The organism is Pseudomonas sp. FW300-N2A2 (genome assembly GCF_017351735.1).
Classification (GTDB): Bacteria; Pseudomonadota; Gammaproteobacteria; order Pseudomonadales; family Pseudomonadaceae; genus Aquipseudomonas; species Aquipseudomonas migulae.
The window spans coordinates 15,706-38,606 of the sequence record NZ_JACNDU010000015.1; the positions used below are offsets into that span (position 1 = coordinate 15,706).

12 protein-coding genes are annotated in these 22,901 nt (G+C 57.0%); 5 read left to right on the top strand and 7 right to left on the bottom strand.

What is annotated here, in order from left to right; genetic code table 11:
* Positions 1-48: 48 nt before the first annotated feature.
* The 4 genes from J4E42_RS18540 to J4E42_RS18555 all read right to left on the bottom strand — a co-directional run bounded on the left by J4E42_RS18540 (position 49) and on the right by J4E42_RS18555 (position 7,103).
* The gene (locus J4E42_RS18540) at positions 49-5,208 is read right to left on the bottom strand and encodes a Tc toxin subunit A (RefSeq protein ID WP_207285832.1); all 5,160 of its coding nucleotides are present in this window, start codon (positions 5,206-5,208) and stop codon (positions 49-51) included.
* Positions 5,209-5,450: 242 nt separating this feature from the next.
* Positions 5,451-5,795, bottom strand: coding sequence for a hypothetical protein (locus J4E42_RS18545; RefSeq protein ID WP_207285833.1), 345 nt, complete (start codon positions 5,793-5,795; stop codon positions 5,451-5,453).
* A 322-nt stretch (positions 5,796-6,117) separates the two neighbouring features.
* A complete protein-coding gene (locus tag J4E42_RS18550) occupies positions 6,118-6,477 on the bottom strand; it encodes a PilZ domain-containing protein (protein WP_032828936.1) in 360 nt (119 codons plus the stop codon).
* A gap of 251 nt (positions 6,478-6,728) precedes the next feature.
* Entirely contained in the window at positions 6,729-7,103 is a 375-nt protein-coding gene (locus tag J4E42_RS18555; RefSeq protein WP_008031709.1) for a tol-pal system YbgF family protein, read from the bottom strand.
* A gap of 157 nt (positions 7,104-7,260) precedes the next feature.
* On the opposite strand from J4E42_RS18555, the gene pyk reads away from it, so the two are divergent.
* Both pyk and J4E42_RS18565 read left to right on the top strand, forming a co-directional pair.
* The gene (gene pyk, locus J4E42_RS18560; RefSeq protein WP_008031711.1) at positions 7,261-8,712 is read left to right on the top strand and encodes a pyruvate kinase; all 1,452 of its coding nucleotides are present in this window, start codon (positions 7,261-7,263) and stop codon (positions 8,710-8,712) included.
* 261 nt (positions 8,713-8,973) lie between these two features.
* Positions 8,974-10,284 carry a delta-60 repeat domain-containing protein gene (locus J4E42_RS18565; RefSeq protein ID WP_207285834.1) on the top strand — a complete coding sequence of 437 codons (1,311 nt, stop codon included), beginning with the start codon at positions 8,974-8,976 and terminating at the stop codon, positions 10,282-10,284.
* Positions 10,285-10,496: 212 nt separating this feature from the next.
* On the opposite strand, the gene J4E42_RS18570 is transcribed toward J4E42_RS18565, so the two are convergent.
* The 3 genes from J4E42_RS18570 to J4E42_RS18580 are packed head-to-tail and all read right to left on the bottom strand — an operon-like array spanning position 10,497 to position 13,309.
* Positions 10,497-11,246 carry an enoyl-CoA hydratase-related protein gene (locus tag J4E42_RS18570; RefSeq protein ID WP_207285835.1) on the bottom strand — a complete coding sequence of 250 codons (750 nt, stop codon included), beginning with the start codon at positions 11,244-11,246 and terminating at the stop codon, positions 10,497-10,499.
* 28 nt (positions 11,247-11,274) lie between these two features.
* Positions 11,275-12,210: an iron-sulfur-binding ferredoxin reductase gene (locus J4E42_RS18575; RefSeq protein WP_207285836.1), complete on the bottom strand. Its 936-nt coding sequence runs from the start codon at positions 12,208-12,210 to the stop codon at positions 11,275-11,277.
* Positions 12,203-13,309 carry a GGDEF domain-containing protein gene (locus tag J4E42_RS18580; protein ID WP_008041969.1) on the bottom strand — a complete coding sequence of 369 codons (1,107 nt, stop codon included), beginning with the start codon at positions 13,307-13,309 and terminating at the stop codon, positions 12,203-12,205. Before J4E42_RS18580 ends, J4E42_RS18575 begins: the two co-directional genes overlap by 8 nt.
* 472 nt (positions 13,310-13,781) lie before the next feature.
* On the opposite strand from J4E42_RS18580, the gene J4E42_RS18585 reads away from it, so the two are divergent.
* The 3 genes from J4E42_RS18585 to J4E42_RS18595 all read left to right on the top strand — a co-directional run bounded on the left by J4E42_RS18585 (position 13,782) and on the right by J4E42_RS18595 (position 22,866).
* The gene (locus J4E42_RS18585) at positions 13,782-15,305 is read left to right on the top strand and encodes a fumarate hydratase (protein WP_008041971.1); all 1,524 of its coding nucleotides are present in this window, start codon (positions 13,782-13,784) and stop codon (positions 15,303-15,305) included.
* Positions 15,306-15,490: 185 nt separating this feature from the next.
* Positions 15,491-20,137 (top strand): SpvB/TcaC N-terminal domain-containing protein, encoded by a 4,647-nt coding sequence (locus J4E42_RS18590; RefSeq protein WP_207285837.1) that lies wholly within the window; start codon positions 15,491-15,493, stop codon positions 20,135-20,137.
* 2 nt (positions 20,138-20,139) lie between these two features.
* Positions 20,140-22,866: an RHS repeat domain-containing protein gene (locus tag J4E42_RS18595; protein ID WP_207285838.1), complete on the top strand. Its 2,727-nt coding sequence runs from the start codon at positions 20,140-20,142 to the stop codon at positions 22,864-22,866.
* Positions 22,867-22,901: the final 35 nt, after the last annotated feature.

The window sequence follows — 22,901 nt, forward strand, 5'->3', positions numbered from 1 at the left end:
ATTAATCAATTACCCTACTTCAGGCCACACAATATCGCAGCAGCTTGATCAACCTCGATCAACCACCTCTACGACATAGTTTTCCAAGGCGTCAGAAGTTACATCATTCACACGCAATACCGCTTTGAACTTTAAGGTCCCACTCGCGAGTGGTGGAGAAAACTGCACCCTGAAATGACCATCCTTAGCAACTATGCCTTTGGCAACTTCAACGTCACCCACATTACTCAACAATCGGATTTCCGCCCCAGGCAAGCCCACCCCATCAACCCAGGACGAAGGCCCTACCTTGGCGTTCATCAGCGGACTGATGATGTGTGGTTTATCGATGAAGTTCGTCACCTTGACATGCGCGTCCGGCGCCCAAGCTGTACTTCCATCGAAATGACGTTGCATTACCGAGAACACATGGGAATCAAGAAGTACCGGTTCTGCCAGCCTCACCGACCAACCACCCTGGGCATTCACACTGGTTTGAGCGAGGCGCGTGTTACTGTTCCGCCCTTCAAATACATTTATTTCCGCGTAGGCACTACCAAAGCCGGTCAGCAGTGGCTGGACTTCAACCGCCTGGTCCCCATTTTCCGGATAGGTCAGGACAGGAGGCGGAGCATCCAGGCGCCCCGGTAGTTCCAGACGCTGGTTAAGGCGGTTGCAGAAGAACGTCAGTTTGAAACTGCCGTTGCGTTCATCAGCACACTTGATCAGCCAGCTGAGCATCAGGTCATCGGGTTTGATCTGTACGTATGCGCCTGTCAGGGGTGTGAAATTCAAGCCCAGTGCCTTGGCGGAAAAATCGCCACTCCAACTCAGCATCGCGCGGGCATTTTCAAGGTCCACGTCTTTTGGCAAGTGAATATCAAGGCGGTATTCATGACCTCTGACAAACAACAGAGGCGCCTCCAGGCAAGGTTTATCAGACTGACTTAGATCGACCCACTCATAACGCCAGTCAATGGCGGGCACTACATCCAGCAAGAACGAAACGGTTTCTTCAACTTTGTCCGTGCGCTGCGCGGTGACCTTGTATTTTCCCGGCTCCTTGGCTTCAAACGGATAGGCAGAGCGCCCATTCTCATCCGTCAAGATAATGGTAGAGGCCCAACGCCCAGCTTCAGGTTCATTGATCGGTTCTACCGTCCATGCAATTGAACAATTGGGCACAGGACGGGCCTGATTATCCGCTTTCTCAAGCACTTTCACCCACAGCAAAGTAGAGGACTCTTTTCCGGCTACCGGATAGAGATAATCCGTCGCCTGGCCGTGTATTACTGCGCCATCGGCCACGTAGAGTTTCAAGGCTTGTTCACTTGCTCCGACCGCGGCGGTGAATGTTTGCATGCCTGATGCTTCAAACCCGGGCACGGTGAACCGAACCACTCCGTTTGCATCAGTCTTGAATGGGCCAAGAGTCTTGTCCCCGTACTTGAGCGTTACATCGACATCGGGCGCGACGGCTCCACTTAACAAAATCACATGGCATCGCAGGATCAGTTCCATCCCTCTTACGGCCATGCTTTCTGCCACCAACAATCTGATGGAAGGCAGACCAACGAACGTTAGATTGCGTATCAGTTTCGGGCTGAGCGTGCTGTAACGAACAAGCAACGTCGCTTTCTCAATGGGTTCCATACTTGTGACGCGCACCCTGGCAATCCCTTTGTCATCCGTTGTCGCCGACAACTTATCGGCTAGGATGCCCAGACCGCCAAACTCCACAGTACGACCGACACCGGGATTGGAGTGATCATCTACCAACTTCACTTCGACAGGGATGAAGTCAACGCCACCCGCCAGATAGTCTCTGGTGTCAACGCGAAGGCTGTCCAGATCAAACCCTAGCGATCGCTCATCACAATCGATCACGACTTCGGCAATCGCTACCTGTTGCAAGCCATAGACGGCTTTCACATGCGCGACTCCCATCCAGCTGCCAGCCTTGAACCGCGCCACGGCACGTCCGTCTTGATCAGTAAAGGATTCTTCATCGAGCAAACCTGGCCGATCGCAGCTCCATCTCACGGTGAGATTTACATAAGGTTTATCGGTCAAGTCACGCACTTTCAACTCGATCAAGGCTACCTGCTCACCGGCATTGGCAATAAGCGGAGTACCGATACAGTTGATCTCTGCAGTATTGCTTTGCCCCAACTCGCCAAACGACTGGTCGTCACCCTTGACCGAGGTTTCGGACAAGGACTCCATCATGTGTTCTGCCGCAGCGCGATAAGCAGTCTTGCCACTGTCAGGCGTTAGCTCGCCCAGCTTGATGATGGCCTTCGCATCGAGGCCGCTGCGCGCAGCCAGACCGCGAATACGCAGCAACGTATCCAAAACATCAAAACTTTGAACAACCGGTCTGGCAGGAAGAAGAAACAGGATACATTCGAGAACTTCCCTTACCCCCCACCTCAACACATGGGCCAGCTGAGTTGCAGCAGAGTCGCGAATCAGCCGCAGATCTTCGGCGGTCAAAATACTCGGCAAACTGTTGACCAGCTTTAAATAGTCCAGCAATCGTTCGGCAGGTTGCTCGGTATGAATCACTGCACGCCGATACAACGTTAGTTTGTACATCGTGTGCAGCGTCAGGTCCTTGGCTTGCAGGAGACCGAACCATTTCCAGTTTTCACGGGTGGTCAGCGTGACCAGCATCGCCGAGCTCAAGTCCAGTTTTTTAACAACTGCCACGCGACGCATCAAATGCGCCAGCAACGACAATACCTCGTCACCGATCCTGACTTTATCGGCACCTGAAGTCACGGCATTCAAGGCTCGTGCTGCCTCCGTGAGCAAGAGCGGAACACCTCCCTGACTCACCCACTTGAGCAGTGGCAACGTCAAGTCCTGAGAACAATCCAGATAGACGGACAACGTTTCCTGTACCACGGCACTTTGGGCAGCCTGGATTTGCAGCAGTATGGCCAAAATGATCGACACCACACGTTCGGCTTCATCACGATGAAGTTTTTCTTCACTCACCGCGAATTCGATTTCTGCGCGGGCAAGCCTCTCGTATTCCTCCCCGTCATTAGCTGCAGAAGCCATCACCAATCCGCGGGCGTCGACCAATTCTTTCAGTAAATCCAGCCAACCTGCATAGTATAAATTCTGGCTAGTAGGGACACCGGCTTCCAGTAATTTGTCTTCTGTGAACAACACTGGCTGCAAACGTTTATGTAAAGTCTCAAGCAAACTTGTTTCGGCTGCGGTAGGCAATTGCGGTGGTGTCAGAGGTGACACCATTTGAACGACAAAGAGCACGCTCAGATCATTCTCCCGGCACCATTGCACACAATCTGCTGCGGCTCGCATCACGCTTAAAATGTCACCATCTCCCGTGATCCCACTTACCGAGATACGCGCCTCTCCGGTGACTTTCTGAAGTACCCCGCCCGCACCACGATCACTGAGGGTTTCGAGCAACGCGACCATTTCAATTGGGGTAACTTTCAGTAAAGAAGCCAACTTCACAATGCGATAGAGCGATGAAAGAACGGGCAGACTGCGCTTTAACTGCGTGGTCAAATTGTGCCCTTTGGCAACCACTCGAGCCAAGTAACGCCAGGCTTCCTGGTTCAGCCCCAAAGCACTGCATATTTGATCGACGGTGCGCCTGTCCGCACGCGTCTGCGCATCGATAAAAAAAGCACCATCGTCAACTATCAACGGAGCATCAAAGTAAGCCTTTTCGTTAAAAATAGAGTCGAACTGAGCGAGTGCCTTTCCAGTACCAAACAGGGACACTTCGTCAATCATCGCTGTGAATTCTTCAACCGTACATTTGAACTCCTTATGGAACTCCTGAAACAGTCCAATCGCCCGTAGCGTATTGTTGGTAATCCGCAATGGCTTGGGTTTCGGATCAGCGCTACTTTGCAAGTCCAGTCGTTGCTCGGCCCTGTTGGCGGCAACCACCAGTTGATCGCACTGTTGGTGGGACAACTTCAGCCAACGTGCCAGACGCAACATTCGGTTGATGCGTTCCAGGCGATTTTCGCGGGTATTGATCAACTGACGGGTCGAACCTTTTACTGCAGGACTCAAACCCAAGGCAGGATCCTGGCCATCATTGATGAAGACAGAACCAAATTGCGCGGACCCGAAGGATGGATTGGTCAGGATTGTCTGATTTTTTGATCGATTGGTTACGTAGTTTTCGATTGAAAGGAAGGCAGTCAACGCCTCGGCATCAATGGACGTTTTATGGCAAAAGTGCACTGAGTCCAGTAGGTCTGAAGGGGTTGTGTCGAAATTCTCTTTTATGAAATCCTCATACGGTGTACCCAGCGTTATCTTTCGCTGCTTGCCAGCATCAGGCGCTGCATCATCATTTTCGGAAGGTTTGGTCTGGGGAAACTTGAAATTCTCTGTCAGCAATAGCTGCCCAACAGGGCCCACGCAACTGGATTGACGCAGTGCCACATCGGAAGACGCCCCGTGCGCGCCTTTCTGTTTGAAATACGGAGCTGATGGATCAATGGTCCGCACCACCTCACCCAACATTATATTGAATTGCTGGAGCACCTGACTCCACTGCACGAAGTACCACTCGAACGGCATACTGGGGAACGGGTACCGCGACTCCAGCATCAAATCATCAACCACATGATCAGCTTGAAGCGGAACAGAGGCTTCAATGATTGATTCCATGACTTCGTTGACGATCGAGATCGTTCGTTTGACCTGATACAGGCTTGTCGGGTCGAGCCGCATAGTGCCGATATCCGGCCTGCGACTGCTGATTTTAATTGGAGTGCCACCCGCAGCAGCTTCCAGCTGACGGGCCAACTCATACAACCTGACCAGATAAGCGCACGGGCCATTATGTGCATCCGGACTTTGCGAAGGCGTGCAGTTTTCCCAGTCAGGCTTGAACAGATCATCGAATGTCGGCGAGTCTCCTGGCGGCTTGATCCCCGTATAGTGGAGCGGATTGGACGGGCCTTGAAGAACCAACTGATGCTCACTGAATTCGCGAGCAGCATGGACCGCCAGGACAGTGGCCTGTTTCAGGAATCCATGGACGTCCTGTAAGTGCACATCGAACTTTTTTACAATGCCCTGTGACCCCATGTCCAATAGGTCGAATACCGTCCCACCTTCCTGAATGAAACCCTGGCACCGACTCATTACCGAGGGTTCGTCAGTGTCAAGAGTAAGTCTGAAAAGCTGCTCAAGGGCAGGGTTGGAATGGCTATTACTCATTGAACTTCTCCTGCGAGCGAGGCTGGGAGGAACGGAATGCGAAAGGCAAATCTGTTGTCGTCTTGAGTTGTTTTTTACGCTGCGTATACCGCGACTTCTACCTGTTAAAACTGACAGTCACGACGAACGGTATTGTTAACGCGGCGCGCAATAGAACTCCTTACGAGCTATTCCGCAAAATGATGTTTCTGGAAATTCAATTGCCCCGCAGATATCTGAAAGGAAAGTTTGCGGGAGTCGAACTAGGAGGGAGGGGTCAAGACATATATATCGAAAATAAACTCCGCTTTATCCCCCTTATTGCCTTCTATCCACATGAAATGTACAAATACCTGCATAGGACCTGGATCTACTGGTACCGAAACATCATAAGGCGAACCGTCAAAGCGGACGGCGTATTGTCGTTCATCTTCGTAATGGACTAATACTCCGGCAGTTGCATTCGGATACCCATAAAAAAAAGCAAACCCGCTAAATCTAAGCGGATTGGCTACAAACGTATTTGGTTGAGGTAATGAATCAGGCGGGTAGGGATACGGTTCCGCGGAGTTGAATTCTTTAGGTGGCATGACGCGAGGGGTTACCATGGGTTTCTCCTTTTTGCATGCGGTGCTCCGGGAACAAATGCAGCGCACCATTGTTGTTGCTATTTAGCCTCCTTACTAAAGCGTCTGGCTACTGTCAGAAATAACAGGTGGTTACTCGACACCCCGAAAAATTGCTACCGCCTGTCGGTTTTGATCAATGATCAGCACTGTTCACCGATCCGTAAGACCCACTTGCCAGCAAGACTTTTGTTCCCACAATTCCCTTCTGTTCCATCTGGCCGACAGCGCGGCTTAAAGTCTCCGAGTTCGGGATGTGTTGCCAGGCCTGCTCGCGAAAACGATCACAAATGCACCGCAGATTTCACGCAGACGCCGGCAACGGCTGAAAACTGAAGTACTGCTTCAACGCCTCCACCAATTGCCCAAACTCCGGCGGTGCCCATTGCAGGCTGAACCCGGCGTCATAGTGGTGAGGTGTCGCATCTTCGTGGCACCACAGGCAGCAGGCCTTGAGGTCGATGACCTGCTGGCAGCCATCGGCCATGGGGATTTTCAAGCGCAGATCAAAATCGGCGCCGATCATCATCGGTAACTGGCTGATGAGCATCAGCCCGTCTTCAGAGACGTTGCCCAGGAAACCAATCGGTTTGTCGGTGACGCTGTTGAACACTTTCAGAAAATACGGCAGTTGATGCCGCTCGATCCGGCGGTCAGTGAACATGCTGATTTCGCTACGCAAGGCCCTTAAGCAGGGCCGCACTAATGCTTCGGAACGGGCCTGCCTGCCGTTATCAAACAAGGGCCAGGCATTGAGCGCGCTCTCCCCGATCCCGGTGCGGCAGTCCATGAAACCGCTGCCACTTACGCCTGCCGATCACAGGTGTTACGTCGATTTAGAAACAAGGTTCTAAACCGGTTATTCGACTATAGCTCACCACCGCCGGTGAGCCAGCGGTTGAATGACCGCTGCAATCAGAACCGCGTAGGGCGCACCGCTGCTGCACTGCGCAGCGGGTAGTGACCCAGCGACTGCAAGGTTTCCAGCCGGGCGCGGGCGCGGTAGGCGTACTCGCTTTGCGGGTACGACGCCTGGATGAACTGGTAGGTTTGCGCCGCATCCACGAACATTTTCTGCCGTTCCAGGCACAAGCCGCGCAGCATCGACACTTCTGGCCACACATAAGGCCGCGCGCGGCTGGCGCGTTCGACTTTGGACAGTTCGAGCGTCACTTGCTCGCAATTGCCACGGTCATAAGCGCTGTAGGCATTATTCAAATGATGGTTCATCGAAAAACGGGTGCAGCCCACGACACTGAGGGCAAGGGCGGCTATGAGCACGAATCGCATGGGGGTTCTCCTGTCTTGAGCTCTGTATCGACCTGTGAGCGGAAATCTTCAGGATTGTTCGGTTAAAGAAAGAAACGAATAAGTAGTGCACATGAACAATGACTACACCCCAAGACCATAGTAGCCTCACTCAGCGCTTGAACTCAGGAGTCTTTGCATGTCCGTCCGTCGTACCAAAATCGTCGCTACCCTTGGCCCGGCCAGTAACTCGCCGGAAGTTCTCGAACAGCTGATTCTGGCTGGCCTGGACGTCGCCCGCCTGAACTTCTCCCACGGCACCCCCGACGAGCACAAGGCTCGTGCCAAGCTGGTGCGTGACCTCGCTGCCAAGCACGGCCGCTTCGTTGCCCTGCTGGGTGACCTGCAAGGCCCGAAAATCCGTATCGCCAAATTCGCCAACAAGAAGATCGAGCTGAAGATCGGTGATCAATTCACCTTCTCCACCAGCCATCCTCTGACCGAAGGCAACCAGCAAGTGGTCGGCATCGACTACCCGGACCTGGTCAAAGACTGCGGCGTGGGCGACGAGCTGTTGCTCGACGACGGCCGCGTGGTGATGCGCGTCGATACCGCCACCGCCACCGAACTGAACTGCACCGTGACCATCGGCGGCCCGCTGTCCGACCATAAAGGCATCAACCGTCGCGGCGGTGGCTTGACCGCTCCAGCCCTGACCGAGAAAGACAAGGCCGACATCAAGCTCGCTGCCGAGATGGAAGTCGACTACCTCGCCGTGTCCTTCCCGCGCGATGCCGCCGACATGGAATACGCCCGTAAGCTGCGCGACGAGGCCGGCGGTACTGCCTGGCTGGTAGCGAAGATCGAACGTGCCGAAGCCGTGGCCGACGACGAAACCCTCGATGGCCTGATCAATGCGTCCGACGCCGTGATGGTGGCCCGTGGTGACCTGGGCGTGGAAATCGGCGACGCCGAGCTGGTGGGTATCCAGAAGAAGATCATTCTGCACGCACGCCGCCACAACAAGGCAGTGATCGTGGCGACCCAGATGATGGAGTCGATGATCCAGAACCCGATGCCGACCCGCGCCGAAGTGTCCGACGTAGCCAACGCCGTGCTCGACTACACCGACGCCGTGATGCTCTCGGCGGAAAGTGCTGCCGGCCTGTACCCGCTGGAAGCGGTGCAAGCGATGGCGCGCATTTGCGTCGGTGCTGAAAAGCACCCGACCAGCAAGACCTCCAGCCACCGTATCGGCAAAGAGTTCCAGCGCTGTGACGAGAGCATTGCCTTGGCGACCATGTACACCGCCAACCACTTCCCGGGCGTGAAGGCCATCATCGCGTTGACCGAAAGCGGCTACACCCCGCTGATCATGTCGCGCATCCGTTCCTCGGTGCCGATCTACGCGTTCACCCCACACCGCGAAGCTCAGGCGCGCGCCGCAATGTTCCGTGGCGTGTACACCATTCCGTTCGACCCGGCTTCGCTGGCTCCAAATGAAGTCAGCCAGGCGGCAATCGACGAACTGGTCAAGCGTGGCGTAGTGGAAAAAGGCGACTGGGTTATCCTGACCAAGGGCGACAGCTACCACACCACTGGCGGCACCAACGGGATGAAAATCCTGCACGTTGGCGATCCGATGGTCTGAGTTTCAGACCGCTGAAACGCAAAAGCTCCGCAGTTAACGCTGCGGAGCTTTTTTTTGTTTAAAAGCAGTCTGATAGATGGTTTACCGCTTCTTACCTGTCAGATCTGACAGTAGACGCCCCTGCGTTCAGCCCCTTTAATCGACTCCGTCCACCTGCTATCGCTGTCATCAAGGTTTTCTCACGCTTGGCTGTTGCGGCCTGTCATTGGCAGTTCTCTATGGATAACTCACTCCGAAAACTCCAAATAAAGGAATAGAACGATGAGCCAGTACACAGCCCTGACCGCTCGCGCCGACGGTGATCTCGACCCGACATTTGGCGACGATAAAGACGGTAAGAAGATTCTACGTTTCCTCGATGCCCGAGATACTTCAGGCGAATGTATTGTCGAAGGCCCCGACGGCAACATCTATGTCGGCGGCGCCGTCGATGCAGACGGCGATGACATCATTCACAAGTTAGGTATTGCCTGCCTGCACAAAGATGGCACTCCGAACGTCGATTTTGGCAACAAAGGGTACGTAATCGTACGTTTTGGCCCTATGCAGGACACCCATCTGCGGCAAATCCTGTTTGTGACGGTCGGGGGTGAAACAAGAATCCTGCTGTCCGGTATCGATACGAAAAAAGGCGAGGTTGTACTTGCTCGCCTTCATCTCGACGGGCGTGTGGATGAACGCTTTGGCGTGAAAGGTCAGCTAACGGTCAAACTGCCCGCCAACCTTTCCGAGAGCCTTGGTCTGGGCTCTACACCGCTGACGACAACCAGCAGCGGCGCCTCGGGGCCTTGCGCGGTGGATGAGGGGAAAATCTATGTGGTCATGGAAATGTACATGCCGATCTGGATTGCCAGGGTCGCGTTACTGATCCGGCTCAACCCTGATGGCTCGTATGATACCGGCTTCAACAAGAGTGGTTATGTCGCCGTGACCAATCAACACTGGGGCAATAGCACCATCAGCGACATTCTGGTGCACAACGGAAAAATCACCGTGTGCGGAACACTGGCAGGTCATGGCATGGTGGCTCGTGTGAATGAGGATGGCTCTTTCGACCAGATCTTTGCAGACAAGGGTTTCAAAGTTTTCGACAACCTTGGCTTCGCGTTCGAAAAGCTCACCCCGTACTCCGATAAAAGTGTTCTTGTTGCAGGTTGGGGGTTAACTCCACGCCATGGCGTACTGGCCTGCCTCACCGAAAACGGTGAGTTTGAATCAACATTCAATAGCGGGAAGGTGCTGCTTCAATCCCTCGGAGAAGGTGTGATGTTTTTTGGTTGTGGACTGGTTGATGGAAAAATCATTGCATCAGGCAGATTTTGGCAAGAAGACAAAATCCCCGAATTCGTGGTGGTGCGCTACCTGATTAACGGCAAATTGGATACCGATTTTGGCCGCGGAAAAGGCTGGAACTCAACCCGATTCGAAAATCATAATGCGGTCGCTAACACTATGACCTTGCAAAAAGACGGGAAGGTGCTGGTACTAGGCGATTGGGGTGTCGGCGTCAGCTACGCAGCGCTCATCGCCCGTTTCCTGAACACCACACCATCGGTGGCAGCAACCGCATGAAGATCCTTCACACTGGCGATCCGATCGTCTGAGTAATCGGTTGCTGAAAAAAGAAAGCCCCGCCATATGAATGGCGGGGCTTTTTGGTTTCTGATCTGGAACATGTGTTGTTTTCGCGGGCCCCATCGCTGGCAAGCCAGCTCCTACAAGAGCGGTGATAACCCTGTAGGAGCTGGCTTGCCAGCGATGAGGCCAGATCAGGCACCACAAATTCAATGCCTGTTGATAAACTCCGACAACGCCGCAATCGCTTCCGGCGAACGAAGCCGCTGGGTGAACAACGCGCCCTCTTCTTCTATTACTTTGCGCAACTGCTCGCGGTCCGGGGCTTTCATCAATTGCTTGCTGATGCGCACCGCTTCCGGTGGCAGGGACTCAAACCGCAATGCCATCTCCCGCGCCTTGGCCAATGCCGCTTCGCCACTGCCCAGCGCTTCGGTCGCAATGCCCCACTCGGCCGCTTGTTCACCGCTGAAACCTTCACCGAGCAACAACAATTGCGCCGCTTTGGCATGCCCGAGCAATCGAGGTAAAAGCAGGCTGGAACCAAACTCCGGGCAGAGTCCGAGGTTGACGAAGGGCATGCGCAATCGCGCATCGCGGGTGACATACACCAGATCGCAATGCAGCAGCAGCGTAGTGCCGATTCCCACGGCGGCGCCAGCCACGGCAGCGATTACCGGTTTGCGGCATTCAAGCAGGTTGAGCATGAAGTGGAACACCGGGCTGTCGAGGTTGCTCGGCGGTTGTTGAATGAAGTCGGCGATGTCGTTGCCGGCGGTGAAGCACTCGGCGCTGCCGGTGATCAACACGGCGTTGATTTCGGGGTCGGTGTCAGCCTTTTTCAACGCCTCGGCCAAGTGGCTGTACATCGCCCGGGTCAGGGCGTTTTTCTTGTCGGGGCGATTGAGGCGCAGGGTCAGCAGGCCGCGTTCGCGTTCAATCTGGATGGCATCGGTCATGGTCGGTCTCGCGTCTGGAAATCAGCGCTCAACCGCGGGGCAGGAAGACGTCGGCCAGCAGTTGATTGCGCGGCAGTCCCGCCAGGTACAGGCGCCGGGCGAAGGCGTCGACGCTGTCGGGGGCCCCGCAGAGTAAGGCCAGGGTTTGCCGGGAAACAAGCCGCAGTTGCGCCAAAGCCGCGGGCAACTCGGTCGGCGTCCACAGCTCGATGCTGAGGTTCGGGCGGCTGGCGGCCATGGCTTGCAGGGGTTTGGCCAGATAATGCTCATCGGCATCATGGGCCAGGTGAATGACGCGGATGGCGCCCTGGTGATCCTGGCGCAGGGCTTCGCGCAAAACACCGAACAATGGGCCAAGACCGGTGCCGGCGGCCATCAGCCACAACGGTCGGGTGTGCCAGTCGGCGTCGTAATGCAGCGCGCCGCCACGCAGTTCGCCGAGACGCAGCGAGTCGCCGATCTGCAACAGACGCGCAGCGTCACTGAATGCACCGGGCTGGCGACAATCAAGGTGAAACTCCAGAAAGCGGTCTTCTCCCGGCAGGCTGGCGAGGGAATATGGCCGCGCCACGTGACCGGCCCACAACACCAGATGCTGCCCGGCGCTGTAGCGCAACGGACGCTGAGGGGTCAGACGCAAACGCAACACGCTGCTGCTCAACCAATCGACGGCGGCGACCTCGGCCGGGCTGCCGTCCTGTAGCGGATCGAAGGCATGCACCTGCAAATCCTCGACCACCTGACACTGGCACGCCAGGCGCCAGCCTTGCTGACGCTGTTCTGCGCTCAAGGCATCGGGGCGGCTATCACTCGGCAATCCTTGCATGCATTGCACCAGGCACGCATGGCAACTACCGGCGCGGCAACTGTAGGGAACGGACACGCCGTTTTGATTCAACGCGTCGAGCAGGTTGCTGCCCACTGCCACCGACCATTGGCGATCGCCGACCCGCAACTCAGGCATCGACGTTCTCCCACGCCGCCGCGCAACGATTGCGGCCGTCGCGTTTGGCGCGATAGAGCGCCTGATCGGCACGTTGCAAGGCATCGTCGAGATCGTCGCCCGGCTCCAGCAACGTCATGCCCGCCGACAGGCTGAGATTGCCGACCTTCAGGCCGATCAACTCGACATCGGTGAACGCAATGCGCAGCCGTTCGCAGCAGGAGGTCAGGCGTTCGCCGCTGCAATCGGGCAGCAACACCACGAACTCTTCGCCGCCATAACGGGCCAGTACATCGCCCTCGCGCAGGCAGGCGCTGGCCACACCGGCGAAGGCTTGCAGCACTTGATCGCCGGCGGCGTGGCCGTGCATGTCGTTGATGCGTTTGAAGTGATCGAGGTCGATCAGTGCCAGGCCATGCAGCACGCCGGGTTCCATGGCGTTGAGCTCGCGGGAGGCCAGGCGCAGGAAATGCCGACGATTGAACAGCCCGGTCAGTTCGTCGGTGGCCACCAGGTCTTCGAGCTGGCGCATCATTCCGCGCAGGGTGTCCTGATGCGCCTGTAAGGCAAAGCGGCGCTGCCGCATCCGCAGGCGTGAGGCCTGGACGTAACGGGCGTAAAGCTCCAGCCAGACCAGCACGATAAACAGCACGCACACCTGCAACGCGGCCAGCGCCGGATCGGCCAACTGAAAGTGGTAGCCCTCCCACAGCGTGATTCCACTGAAACTGAAAAACACCAGCAGCGCGCACCGCAAAAAGGCCCGACGCGACAGGTGAAACAGCCCGAACAACAGAATCAGCACGTAGAACACCAGGAACGCGCCACGGGCCTCATCCAGATTGGCGATCAGCCAGGTTTGCCAGCCCAGCCCCAGCAACACTTGTGCTTCGGTCAGGCTGGGGTCGGAAAACCGCAGGTTGCAACCGCTGTAGAACACCGCGAACAGTGCCGCCTGACTGATGACCACCAGGGCGCTGCCGACGGCGACATTCGCCAGGGGTTCATCGTAATGACCGGTGAAAAACGCCAGCCACAGCAGCAGTAGAGCCAGGGCGTAGGTGCCGGCCGCAAGGGCAAAACGTTTGAGCAAAAGGCGCTGGATAGCGTTATGGGTCAATCGTTGACTCACCGTGCGAAAGGAGGCTGACCGAGTGTCCTACTCTACAGACCGAATGCCACTTTAGTGGCGTGTCTGATAAATGACCATTCAATTTTCAGGCCGGAAAACCGGCGTCAAGGGCATGACTTTAGACCCTCCCTGAATTTGCGCACAAACCTTTGTAGGAGCCAGCTTGCTGGCGATAGCGGTCTGACAGATACAAATACGCTGACTGCCCCATTGCCATCGCCAGCAAGCTGGCTCCTACAGGGAACAACGCTCCCGCAAGCCGAATCCGCCTGACGGGCCTATGCGACCAACGATTGACTGCCGGCGCGTGTGCCCGCCTGCGAGGCGCGTTATACTGCCGCGCCTTTTTAGCGTCGCGCCAGCATGCCCGGCGTGCCTTGAAAGGTGCTTGCAACCGACCGATGCACCCAAGCTGCAAGCACCTTATTGAATGTTCCCGTCTTTTAGAGGAGCGCGACTCATGACCGTGATCAAGCAAGACGACCTGATTCAGAGCGTTGCCGACGCCCTGCAATTCATTTCCTATTACCACCCCGTGGATTTCATCCAGGCGATGCACGAAGCCTACCTGCGCGAAGAATCGCCAGCGGCCCGTGACTCGATGGCGCAAATCCTGATCAACTCGCGCATGTGCGCCACCGGCCACCGCCCGATCTGCCAGGACACCGGCATCGTCACCGTGTTCGTTCGCGTGGGCATGGACGTACGTTGGGATGGCGCCACCATGGGCCTGGACGACATGATCAACGAAGGCGTGCGCCGGGCTTACAACCTGCCGGAAAACGTCCTGCGTGCCTCGATCCTCGCCGACCCGGCGGGCGCTCGTAAAAACACCAAGGACAACACCCCGGCCGTTATCCACTACTCCATCGTTCCGGGTAACACCGTGGAAGTGGACGTGGCGGCCAAGGGCGGCGGTTCCGAGAACAAGTCGAAAATGGCCATGCTCAACCCGTCCGACTCGATCGTCGACTGGGTACTGAAGACCGTTCCGGAAATGGGCGCCGGCTGGTGCCCACCGGGCATGCTCGGCATCGGCATCGGCGGCACCGCCGAGAAAGCCGCCGTCATGGCCAAGGAAGTGTTGATGGAATCCATCGACATTCACGAGCTGAAAAAGCGCGGCCCGTCCAACCGTATCGAAGAGATGCGCCTGGAGCTGTTCGAGAAGGTCAACCAACTGGGCATCGGCGCCCAGGGCCTCGGTGGCCTGACCACCGTGCTCGACGTGAAGATCATGGATTACCCGACCCACGCCGCTTCGTTGCCGGTGTGCATGATCCCGAACTGCGCCGCCACCCGTCACGCGCACTTCGTGCTCGACGGTTCCGGCCCGGCTTCGCTGGAAGCGCCACCGCTGGACGCCTACCCGGAAATCGTCTGGGAAGCCGGCCCGTCGGCCCGTCGCGTCAACCTCGACACCCTGACCCCGGAAGAAGTGCAAAGCTGGAAGCCGGGCGAAACCGTCCTGCTCAACGGCAAGATGCTCACCGGTCGCGACGCTGCGCACAAGCGCATGGTCGAGATGCTGAACAAGGGTGAAACCCTGCCGGTGGATCTGAAAGGTCGCTTCATCTACTACGTCGGCCCGGTTGATCCGGTGCGCGAAGAAGTGGTTGGCCCTGCCGGTCCGACCACCGCGACGCGGATGGACAAGTTCACCCGTCAGATCCTCGAGCAAACCGGCCTGCTGGGCATGATCGGCAAATCCGAACGCGGCCCGACCGCAATCGACGCGATCAAGGATCACAAGGCCGTTTACCTGATGGCGGTTGGCGGCGCGGCTTATCTGGTGGCACAAGCCATCAAGAAATCCCGCGTGGTGGCCTTCGCTGAACTGGGGATGGAAGCCATCTACGAGTTCGACGTGAAGGACATGCCGGTGACTGTTGCGGTCGACAGCAAAGGTGAATCGGTACACATCACCGGTCCTGCCATCTGGCAGAAAAAGATCAGTGAGAGTCTGGCGGTAGAAGTGCAGTAAGTTGCGCTGAAACGCCCCTGAAAAAACCGGCCTGTTGGTGACGACAGACCGGTTTTTTTTCGCCTGGAGTAATCCCGGAATTTCCCAGGCTAACAGGGCTGACCTGTCAGATATGACAGGTCACAGCCGCCGCAGCCCCTGATAAGTTGAATGCACTTGTGCGTCCTTGTCAGGTGGAAACGGAAATGGCCACGGAAGAACAAAAAGGCACTATCAATATTTCAGCCCCCGCCCAACCGAAAATCGGCGGCGCCATTGCCAGTTTTGGCGGCTGGGGAGCAGTGGGGACTACAGGTTCGGCCTCGTTGGCCATACCGGTGCCCATTTCCCAGGCTCCCAATCGGGAAATGGTGCCGGCTCTTTCGCTGAGCTACAGCAGCCACGTGGGCAACAGTATTTTCGGTATCGGCTGGCATTTGACCGTCAATGCGATAACGGTGCGCACGAGCAAGGGCGTTCCACTGTACGACAAGCGCAAGGATCTGATGGTCGGCGCCGATGGCGAAACCTGGATGCCGGAGCTGGATGCCCAGGGCGAGATCGTTGACAGACCCGTCACTCTCGGGACAACAAATTATCGAGCCATTCGCTATCAGCCACGCATCGAGGGCGGTTTTGCCAAAATCGAACGGCTGGTCAGTGACGACGATGCGGCCGGTTTCTGGTTGATTCATAGCGCCGACGGCAATCGCCATGTCTATGGCAAGACGCTGGCCTCGCGCCGGGTAGAACCCAGGGACGAGAACAAACCCCAGGAGCCCGAACGCGTCGGAGTCTGGCTGCTGGACGAAACCGTCACGCCTCGGGGCGAGCACATCGTCTATGAATACAAGGCCGAAACGCAGAACCCGGTCGCGCCCGATTTTCGCGACTACCGTGCCCAGAGGTATTTGCAGCGAGTGCTGTACGGCAATGCAGTGGCGGAGTCAGAGCTGTATTCGTTGAAAGACGGTGGCTGGAAAGATGTCGATTTCCACTTTCATCTGCTGTTCGATTACGGCGAACGCAGCCACGACTTGACGCAAATACCGGTCTACGGCCCCGAGTACCTGCAGGGAGGCGATCAGCACGACAAATGGCTCGAACGCAGCGACCCGTTCTGGAATCACGATTACGGATTCGAACTGGGCACGCGGCGCCTCTGTCGGCAGGTGCTGATGTTTCACCATTTCCGCAACGAACTGGGTGACTCACCAAAGCTGGTCCAACGGCTTTTTCTGCAGCACCGCCAGGGTGCGCTGGAATACAACCACCTGACTGCCGCTCATCTTCAGGCCTACGATCAACAAGGCAAAGTCGAGAGCCGGCCGCCGTTCGAATTCAGCTATGCGCCCTTCGATCTGAAAAAAGCCGATCAACCCGGCTGGAAAGCGTTCCCGCAGATGCCAGGCCTCAATGACGGTCAGCGTTACCAATTGGTGGATTTGTACGGTAAAGGCATGCCCGGCATTTTATGTCGCTACGACAAGGCCTGGTTCTACCGCGAACCGTTGCGCGATAACTACCCCAGCGATGACGTTCGCTACGGCGACCTGACTGAACAGCCATACACTCCGCTGGCCGACAGCAGTAAATCGCTGCGTCAGACGCTCACCGACCTGAACGGTGACGGCAAGCTCGAATGGGGTGTACACGCGCCGACCATGAATGGCTGCTTCACCATGAACCCTGACCGCCAGTGGTCAGGATTTGTCCCCTACAAAGCCTTCCCGCTGGAGTACTTCCATCCTCAGGCGCAGATGGCCGACCTGGTAGGCGACGGTCGCACTCACGTGGCCCTGATCGGCAGTAACAGCGTGCGGTTGTACACCAATCTGGGCGATGACAAAGGTTTCAGTGCAGGCCGAAATGTGGAGCACGACAACGACGATGCCCTGCCACTGCCGAGCAATTCTGAAACCGAAGTGGTGGGCTTCAGTGACGTGCTGGGCAGCGGCAAACAGCACCTGTTCCGTCTCCGTCACAACAGCCTGGAGTGCTGGCCCAACCTCGGTCATGGGCGCTTCGGGAAAAGAATCGTGCTGAGCGCCCCGACATTTCCTTACGAGTCATTCAATGCTTCGCAAGTCTTGCTGGCGGATCTGGATGGTTCGGGGGCAACTGACCTGATTTATCTGGAATCCGATCGGATGCGGGTGTTCATGAACCACTGTGGCAAGGGTTTCACCACCGAGCCTATTGCTCTGCCCTGGCCTGAAGGCGTGCGCTACGACCGGTTGTGCCAGGTCACGACTGCCGACCTGCTGGGACTGGGCTGCACCAGTGTGGTCCTGACCGTACCGCACATGTCGCCCCGGCACTGGCGCTACGACTTCGTGAAAGCCAAACCGTATCTGGTCAACCGCAGCAACAACAACATGGGCACGCTCAGCCTCATCGACTATCGCAGTTCGGCGCAGGAGTTCCTCGACGAGGAATACGAGCACCATCAGATCGATAATGACAAGGTCGTCGAGTCCGGTGTGCCGTTCGCCATGCACCTGGTCAAGCGCCAGACCCAGATCGATGAAATCACCGGCAATAAACTGACCCAGCTCATGAGTTACCGCCAGGGTTATTACGACCCCTTCGAACGGGAGTTCCGTGGTTTTGGCCTGTTATTGCAGACTGATACCGAAGCTACAGAGGCGGAACGCAGAAGCCTGGGCTTCACCGCGCCGATCCTGAGTAAAACCTGGTTTCACACGGGCAAGAGCATTGATCAGCCAAGGGACGGTTATTACAACAACGATGTGCAGGCCGTTGCGCTGAAAGCCACCAAACTGGAACGTTTTCACGCGCGCGACAAGGCCGGCGAACCGCTGGAGCCTGACGAAGAAACGGCCCGCCAGATCGCACGTGCGCTCAGTGGCTCGACGCTGCGCTCTGAAATTTTCGCTCGGGATAACCCGGTTGTGCCGTATGCAGTGACGGAAGCCCGCTATCAGGTACGCCTGCTGCGTGCAAAAAACGAGCATTACCCCTATGCCGTGCTGCAACCCATGGCGCTGGAATCGATCAGCTATCAGTACGAACCTGAACTGGCGGACGACCCGCGCTGCGAACACAGCCTGAGCCTGAAATGGGACGAGTTCGGCAGCGTACTCCACGCGATGATCGTCTACTACGCCCGGCGCAAAACCGACGCAACGCCGCCCTTTGAAGACGAGCATAAAAACCGCTATTGGAAAGATGCCCACGATGAGGCGCAGCAGTGCTGGTATTTGACCGAGTCCAAGGCCGAATTCATTCACGTGTACGACGAAGCGACCTGGAAGCCGGGTATGCCTTTTCGACTGGGGTTGCCGTATCGGGAGCGCAGTAATGCGCTGGTGCTGGAAAAGGCGCAGTTGAGTATCAAAGATATCCACCACGAGAACTTTCTGGAGTGGAGCAAGGACGAGGGTGAATGGGCGAAGCAGTCGGTGCTCGCGGGCATGTCGATGCAGCTCTACACCGATCCTCTCAACAGTCAGACACTGGAACAAGGCAAGGCGACTGTCCATGCGCTGCTGGCCCATGTGGTGATTGCCGAACTGTATCGCAGGGCCTTGAGCGCTTATGACAAGCTCAAGGACAAAGACGGCAACATGCCCTTCAACCTCAAGGAGAAGCTCGAATCACGCGAGGTGGGTTACCACATCATGAAGTGGTTCTTGCCTGAGGTTGAGCAGTCGGAGCCCACCGACCCGACTGACGCGAAGGAATACCTGTGGTCGATTCACCGAGGGTTTCCGAAATACTATGATTCCGAGGGTTTCTACAACGTCGAATCCTTCCAGCAAACCCGAAGCCACGGCATCACCAAAGTCACCTACGACCCTTACTGGTGCCTGCACACAGCCATCGAATTGCCGGACGGTTGCATCACTCAGATCGTCGACACTGATTACTGCACGTTTCTGCCCGCAGCGATCAAAGACCCCAATCAAAACACCCAGGAAGCGCGCTACAACGCTTTTGGCGAAGTGCTGGTCACCAGTTTTTATGGCACCGAACTGGGTGAGGCGGTCGGCTTCGACCCGCTGAGCGACTACGTGCGCCCCGACGACCGCAGTCCGGCCCATGCCATCGAATCGCCCTATGTCGCCATCGGCAATTACGCCATGGCCATGTTCAGCGACGCGTTCAGCTGGATGGGCCGTCTGCCGACAACCGAGCCGCCCGCTGAGGAATGGCTGACCTGGGCGCTGGCAGAAGGGTTTGTGCTACCCAGCGGCCACCTTTGTGATCGCGCTCGCGAGCATCTGCACGAACTTGAAACCCCCACACCCTCCGAGCGACTTCTCCAGCAATACGTCGACGCCGCCCATCGTGAGCCGGTTCACATCGCGATCCTGCAAGCAGACCGTTATCCCGGTGACCCGGAGTTACAGATTCGCATCGCCATCAGCCATCAGGACGGCTTCAGCCGGGTACTGCAAACCAAGCAGGAGGTCGAACCGGGCAAGGCTTGGGTGGTGTTGGACGACGGCACCTTGAAACTCAAGGACGATGGCACCCCGGACGAAGCCTTAGCCGCGCGACGCTGGCGGGTCAGCGAGCCGGTCGAATACAACAACAAGGGTGAAAAAGTGCGGATCTACCGGCCGTATTTCGCGGATAGGTGGATAAACATCAAAGACCACTCAATGCGTAAACACGCCTATCACGACCAGCAGTTCTACGATGCTGCAGGGCGTCCGACCGAAACCGTGCTGGCGAAAAAAATGCTGCAAGGTGATCCACCGGAGCTGAAACCGCTGCGCCGGGAAATGTGGTACTGGATCTGGTGCACCGTGGCGTTTGACGAGAATGATCTGTTTGAGCCGCCACCACCCGAAAAGCGCCGAACCAACAGAACGCTCCATTGAACATGAGCATCCATTCGCATACGCCACAACTGGCGGTCATCGACAACCGTGGCCTGCCAGTTCGTCAGGTCGCGTACTGGCGGCGAGACGCGGCGGAGCTCAGGCCCGAAGCGCTGGTGACGGCTCAGGAACATGACGGCGCCGGTCGCCTGGTGGCGCAACGGGATCCGCGCTTCCTCGCGCCCGCGTCCCGTCCGAACATGGCCACGGTTTACAGCCTGTCTGGCGCGGCGTTGTTCACTGAAAGTCGCGACGCCGGATGGCGCCTGGGCTTACCGGACAGGACCGGGCACATGCGCGAGCATTGGGATGGTCGAGGCAGCCATTGGCAGAACGAGTACGACACACAGCGACGTCTGACGGCAGTCCTTGAACAAACCCGAGACTCAACCTTACGTACTGTCGAACGCCTGACCTACGCCGACAACGCTGGTGAGTTCGCCGAGCGCAATCAGTGCGGACAATTGATCCGCCACGATGATCGGGCCGGTGTGGTCTGGCTCGACCAGCAAGCGCTCAACGGCGGCGTCATCCGCCAACGCCGACGGTTTCTGCCGGATCAATCTGACGTCCATCCACACTGGCCCGTCGTCGAAGCGGAACGCGACGCCCTGCTGCAACCCGGCGCGGGCTACATGACCGCGAGCCGTTTCGGGCCGTCGGGGCAAGTGCTTGAACAGACCGATGCCGGCGGTCATCGACAACACTTCAGCGTTGATCGCGCCGGGCAATTGCAACGCATTGACCTGACCCTCGAATCTCAAGACCTGCAACCGCTGTTGAAAGCGGCGAGCTACAACGCCGAAGGCCAACTGCTAACTCAGGTGACCGGCAACGACGTCACCGGCAGCGCGACCTACGAGGCGGCGAGCGGCCGGTTGAAGCGCTTGACCGCCACCACCTCGGCATGTGCTCGCTTGCAGGACCTGCGTTATGAGTACGATCCGGTCGGCAACATCCTGCGACTGGTGGACCATACCCAACCCGTCACGTTTTTCGCCAACCAGCGTGTAGCGGCAGAAAACACTTACACCTACGACAGTCTTTACCAACTGATCTGCGCCACGGGTCGTGAGACTGCCAATGCCGGGCAGATCCCCGGTCTGCCGGAACTGATCACGCCCAGTCCCATCGACCCCGGGCGGCTGCTCAACTACACCGAATACTACGCGTACGACGCCAGTGGTAACCGCACCGAACTGCGTCATGTCAGTGATGGAAATCCGTTCAGGCAACAGCTGCGCGTCGATCCGCAGAGCAACCGCGCCCTGCCCTGGAACGACGGTGAAGACGAGCCGGACTTCCCACGCAATTTCGACGCAAACGGCAACCAGCAATATCTGGCCCCCGGTGCACAGCCGATGTCCTGGGACGCGTTGAATCAGTTGCAAAGCGTGACCACCGTCGGCCGCCCGACCGAGGCCGATGACGCTGAAGGGTATCGCTACAACGCAGCCGGTGAACGGGTGGCCAAGTTCAGCAGCCAACAGGCCCATGCCGTGGCTCATCGGCGTGTCGTTCATTACCTTCCGGGGCTGGAAGTGCGCACCAGCGATGACGACGAAGAACTTCAGGTCATCTGCGTTCCGCTGGCCCGTGGCAGCGTGCGGTGCCTGCATTGGGTCAAGGGCAAGCCCGGCGATATCGAGGCCGATCAGTTGCGCTACAGCGTTGACGATCATCTGGGGTCTTGCAGTCTGGAACTGGATAAACACGCGGGTGTGATCAGCCACGAGGGTTATTACCCCTATGGCGGTACGGCGTGGTGGGCGGCGCGTTCGAAGGTCGATGCGGATTACAAGACCGTTCGGTATTCGGGCAAGGAACGGGATGCGTGTGGGCTTTATTACTATGGGTTTCGGTATTTCGCGCCGTGGTTGGGGCGGTGGGTGAATCCGGATCCAGCCGGCTCGGTTGACGGCTTGAACTTGTATTGCTTCTGTGGAAACAACCCTGTCTGCAGGACAGATTCTGATGGGCGTATGTGGGGGCCGTTCGAAGAAGCTGTAGATGCATTTTTGGAGATCGAACCAGTAATCAGAGCGGAGTATGGCCTGCCACCGATCGGGCTGCCTGCTTCAGAGCTGGAAGACGATGAGTCAATGGATTACCAGGACTCACCGGAATCATTTGCAAGCCATGACTCACCGGGCGAATCCAGTCCGGGTTCTGCTGACAGCCCCGTCCCGCCCCCCTCACCAACAAATGATCAAAATACCGTCCTCGATATTTTGAATGCGAACCCCGATAAACCCGTTCACTACTGGAACGATGCAAACCTGCTGGAAAGGACCAGCTTCGGCGGCAAAGTGTACCGGGCAGATCGGCGCCTCCCTGAAGAGGTGCTAAGGGATGGGTTGAACCCCTCAACCGAGTTCACTTCCATTGGCAAAATGATCAGTAGCGAAGCGTTGACTGTCGCGGAGACACTCGAAGGGGTGCTGTTTTATGCAGCACAATCGCAAGATGATTATTACTTTTATGAGATCGATGCCGATGAGGTAGGTGGCGTCTCTTTGCTTGAAAACCTCGTACTCAATACACCAAGAATGCTTCAACACCTTAATGCCGAGCCCACCGGCAGCCCGACCGAACAAACCGGACTCTCAAACAGAATGCGTGAAGCACATTTGAATTTTGATGATCTGAACGATGGCAAACCCAGGATTAAGTCACTGGGTCGACTGCCAGAAGATATGAAACGTGCGCGCGTGACTGTCAACCACTGACCGATAAGGAAGGCAACCGATGGCATGAGATGAGA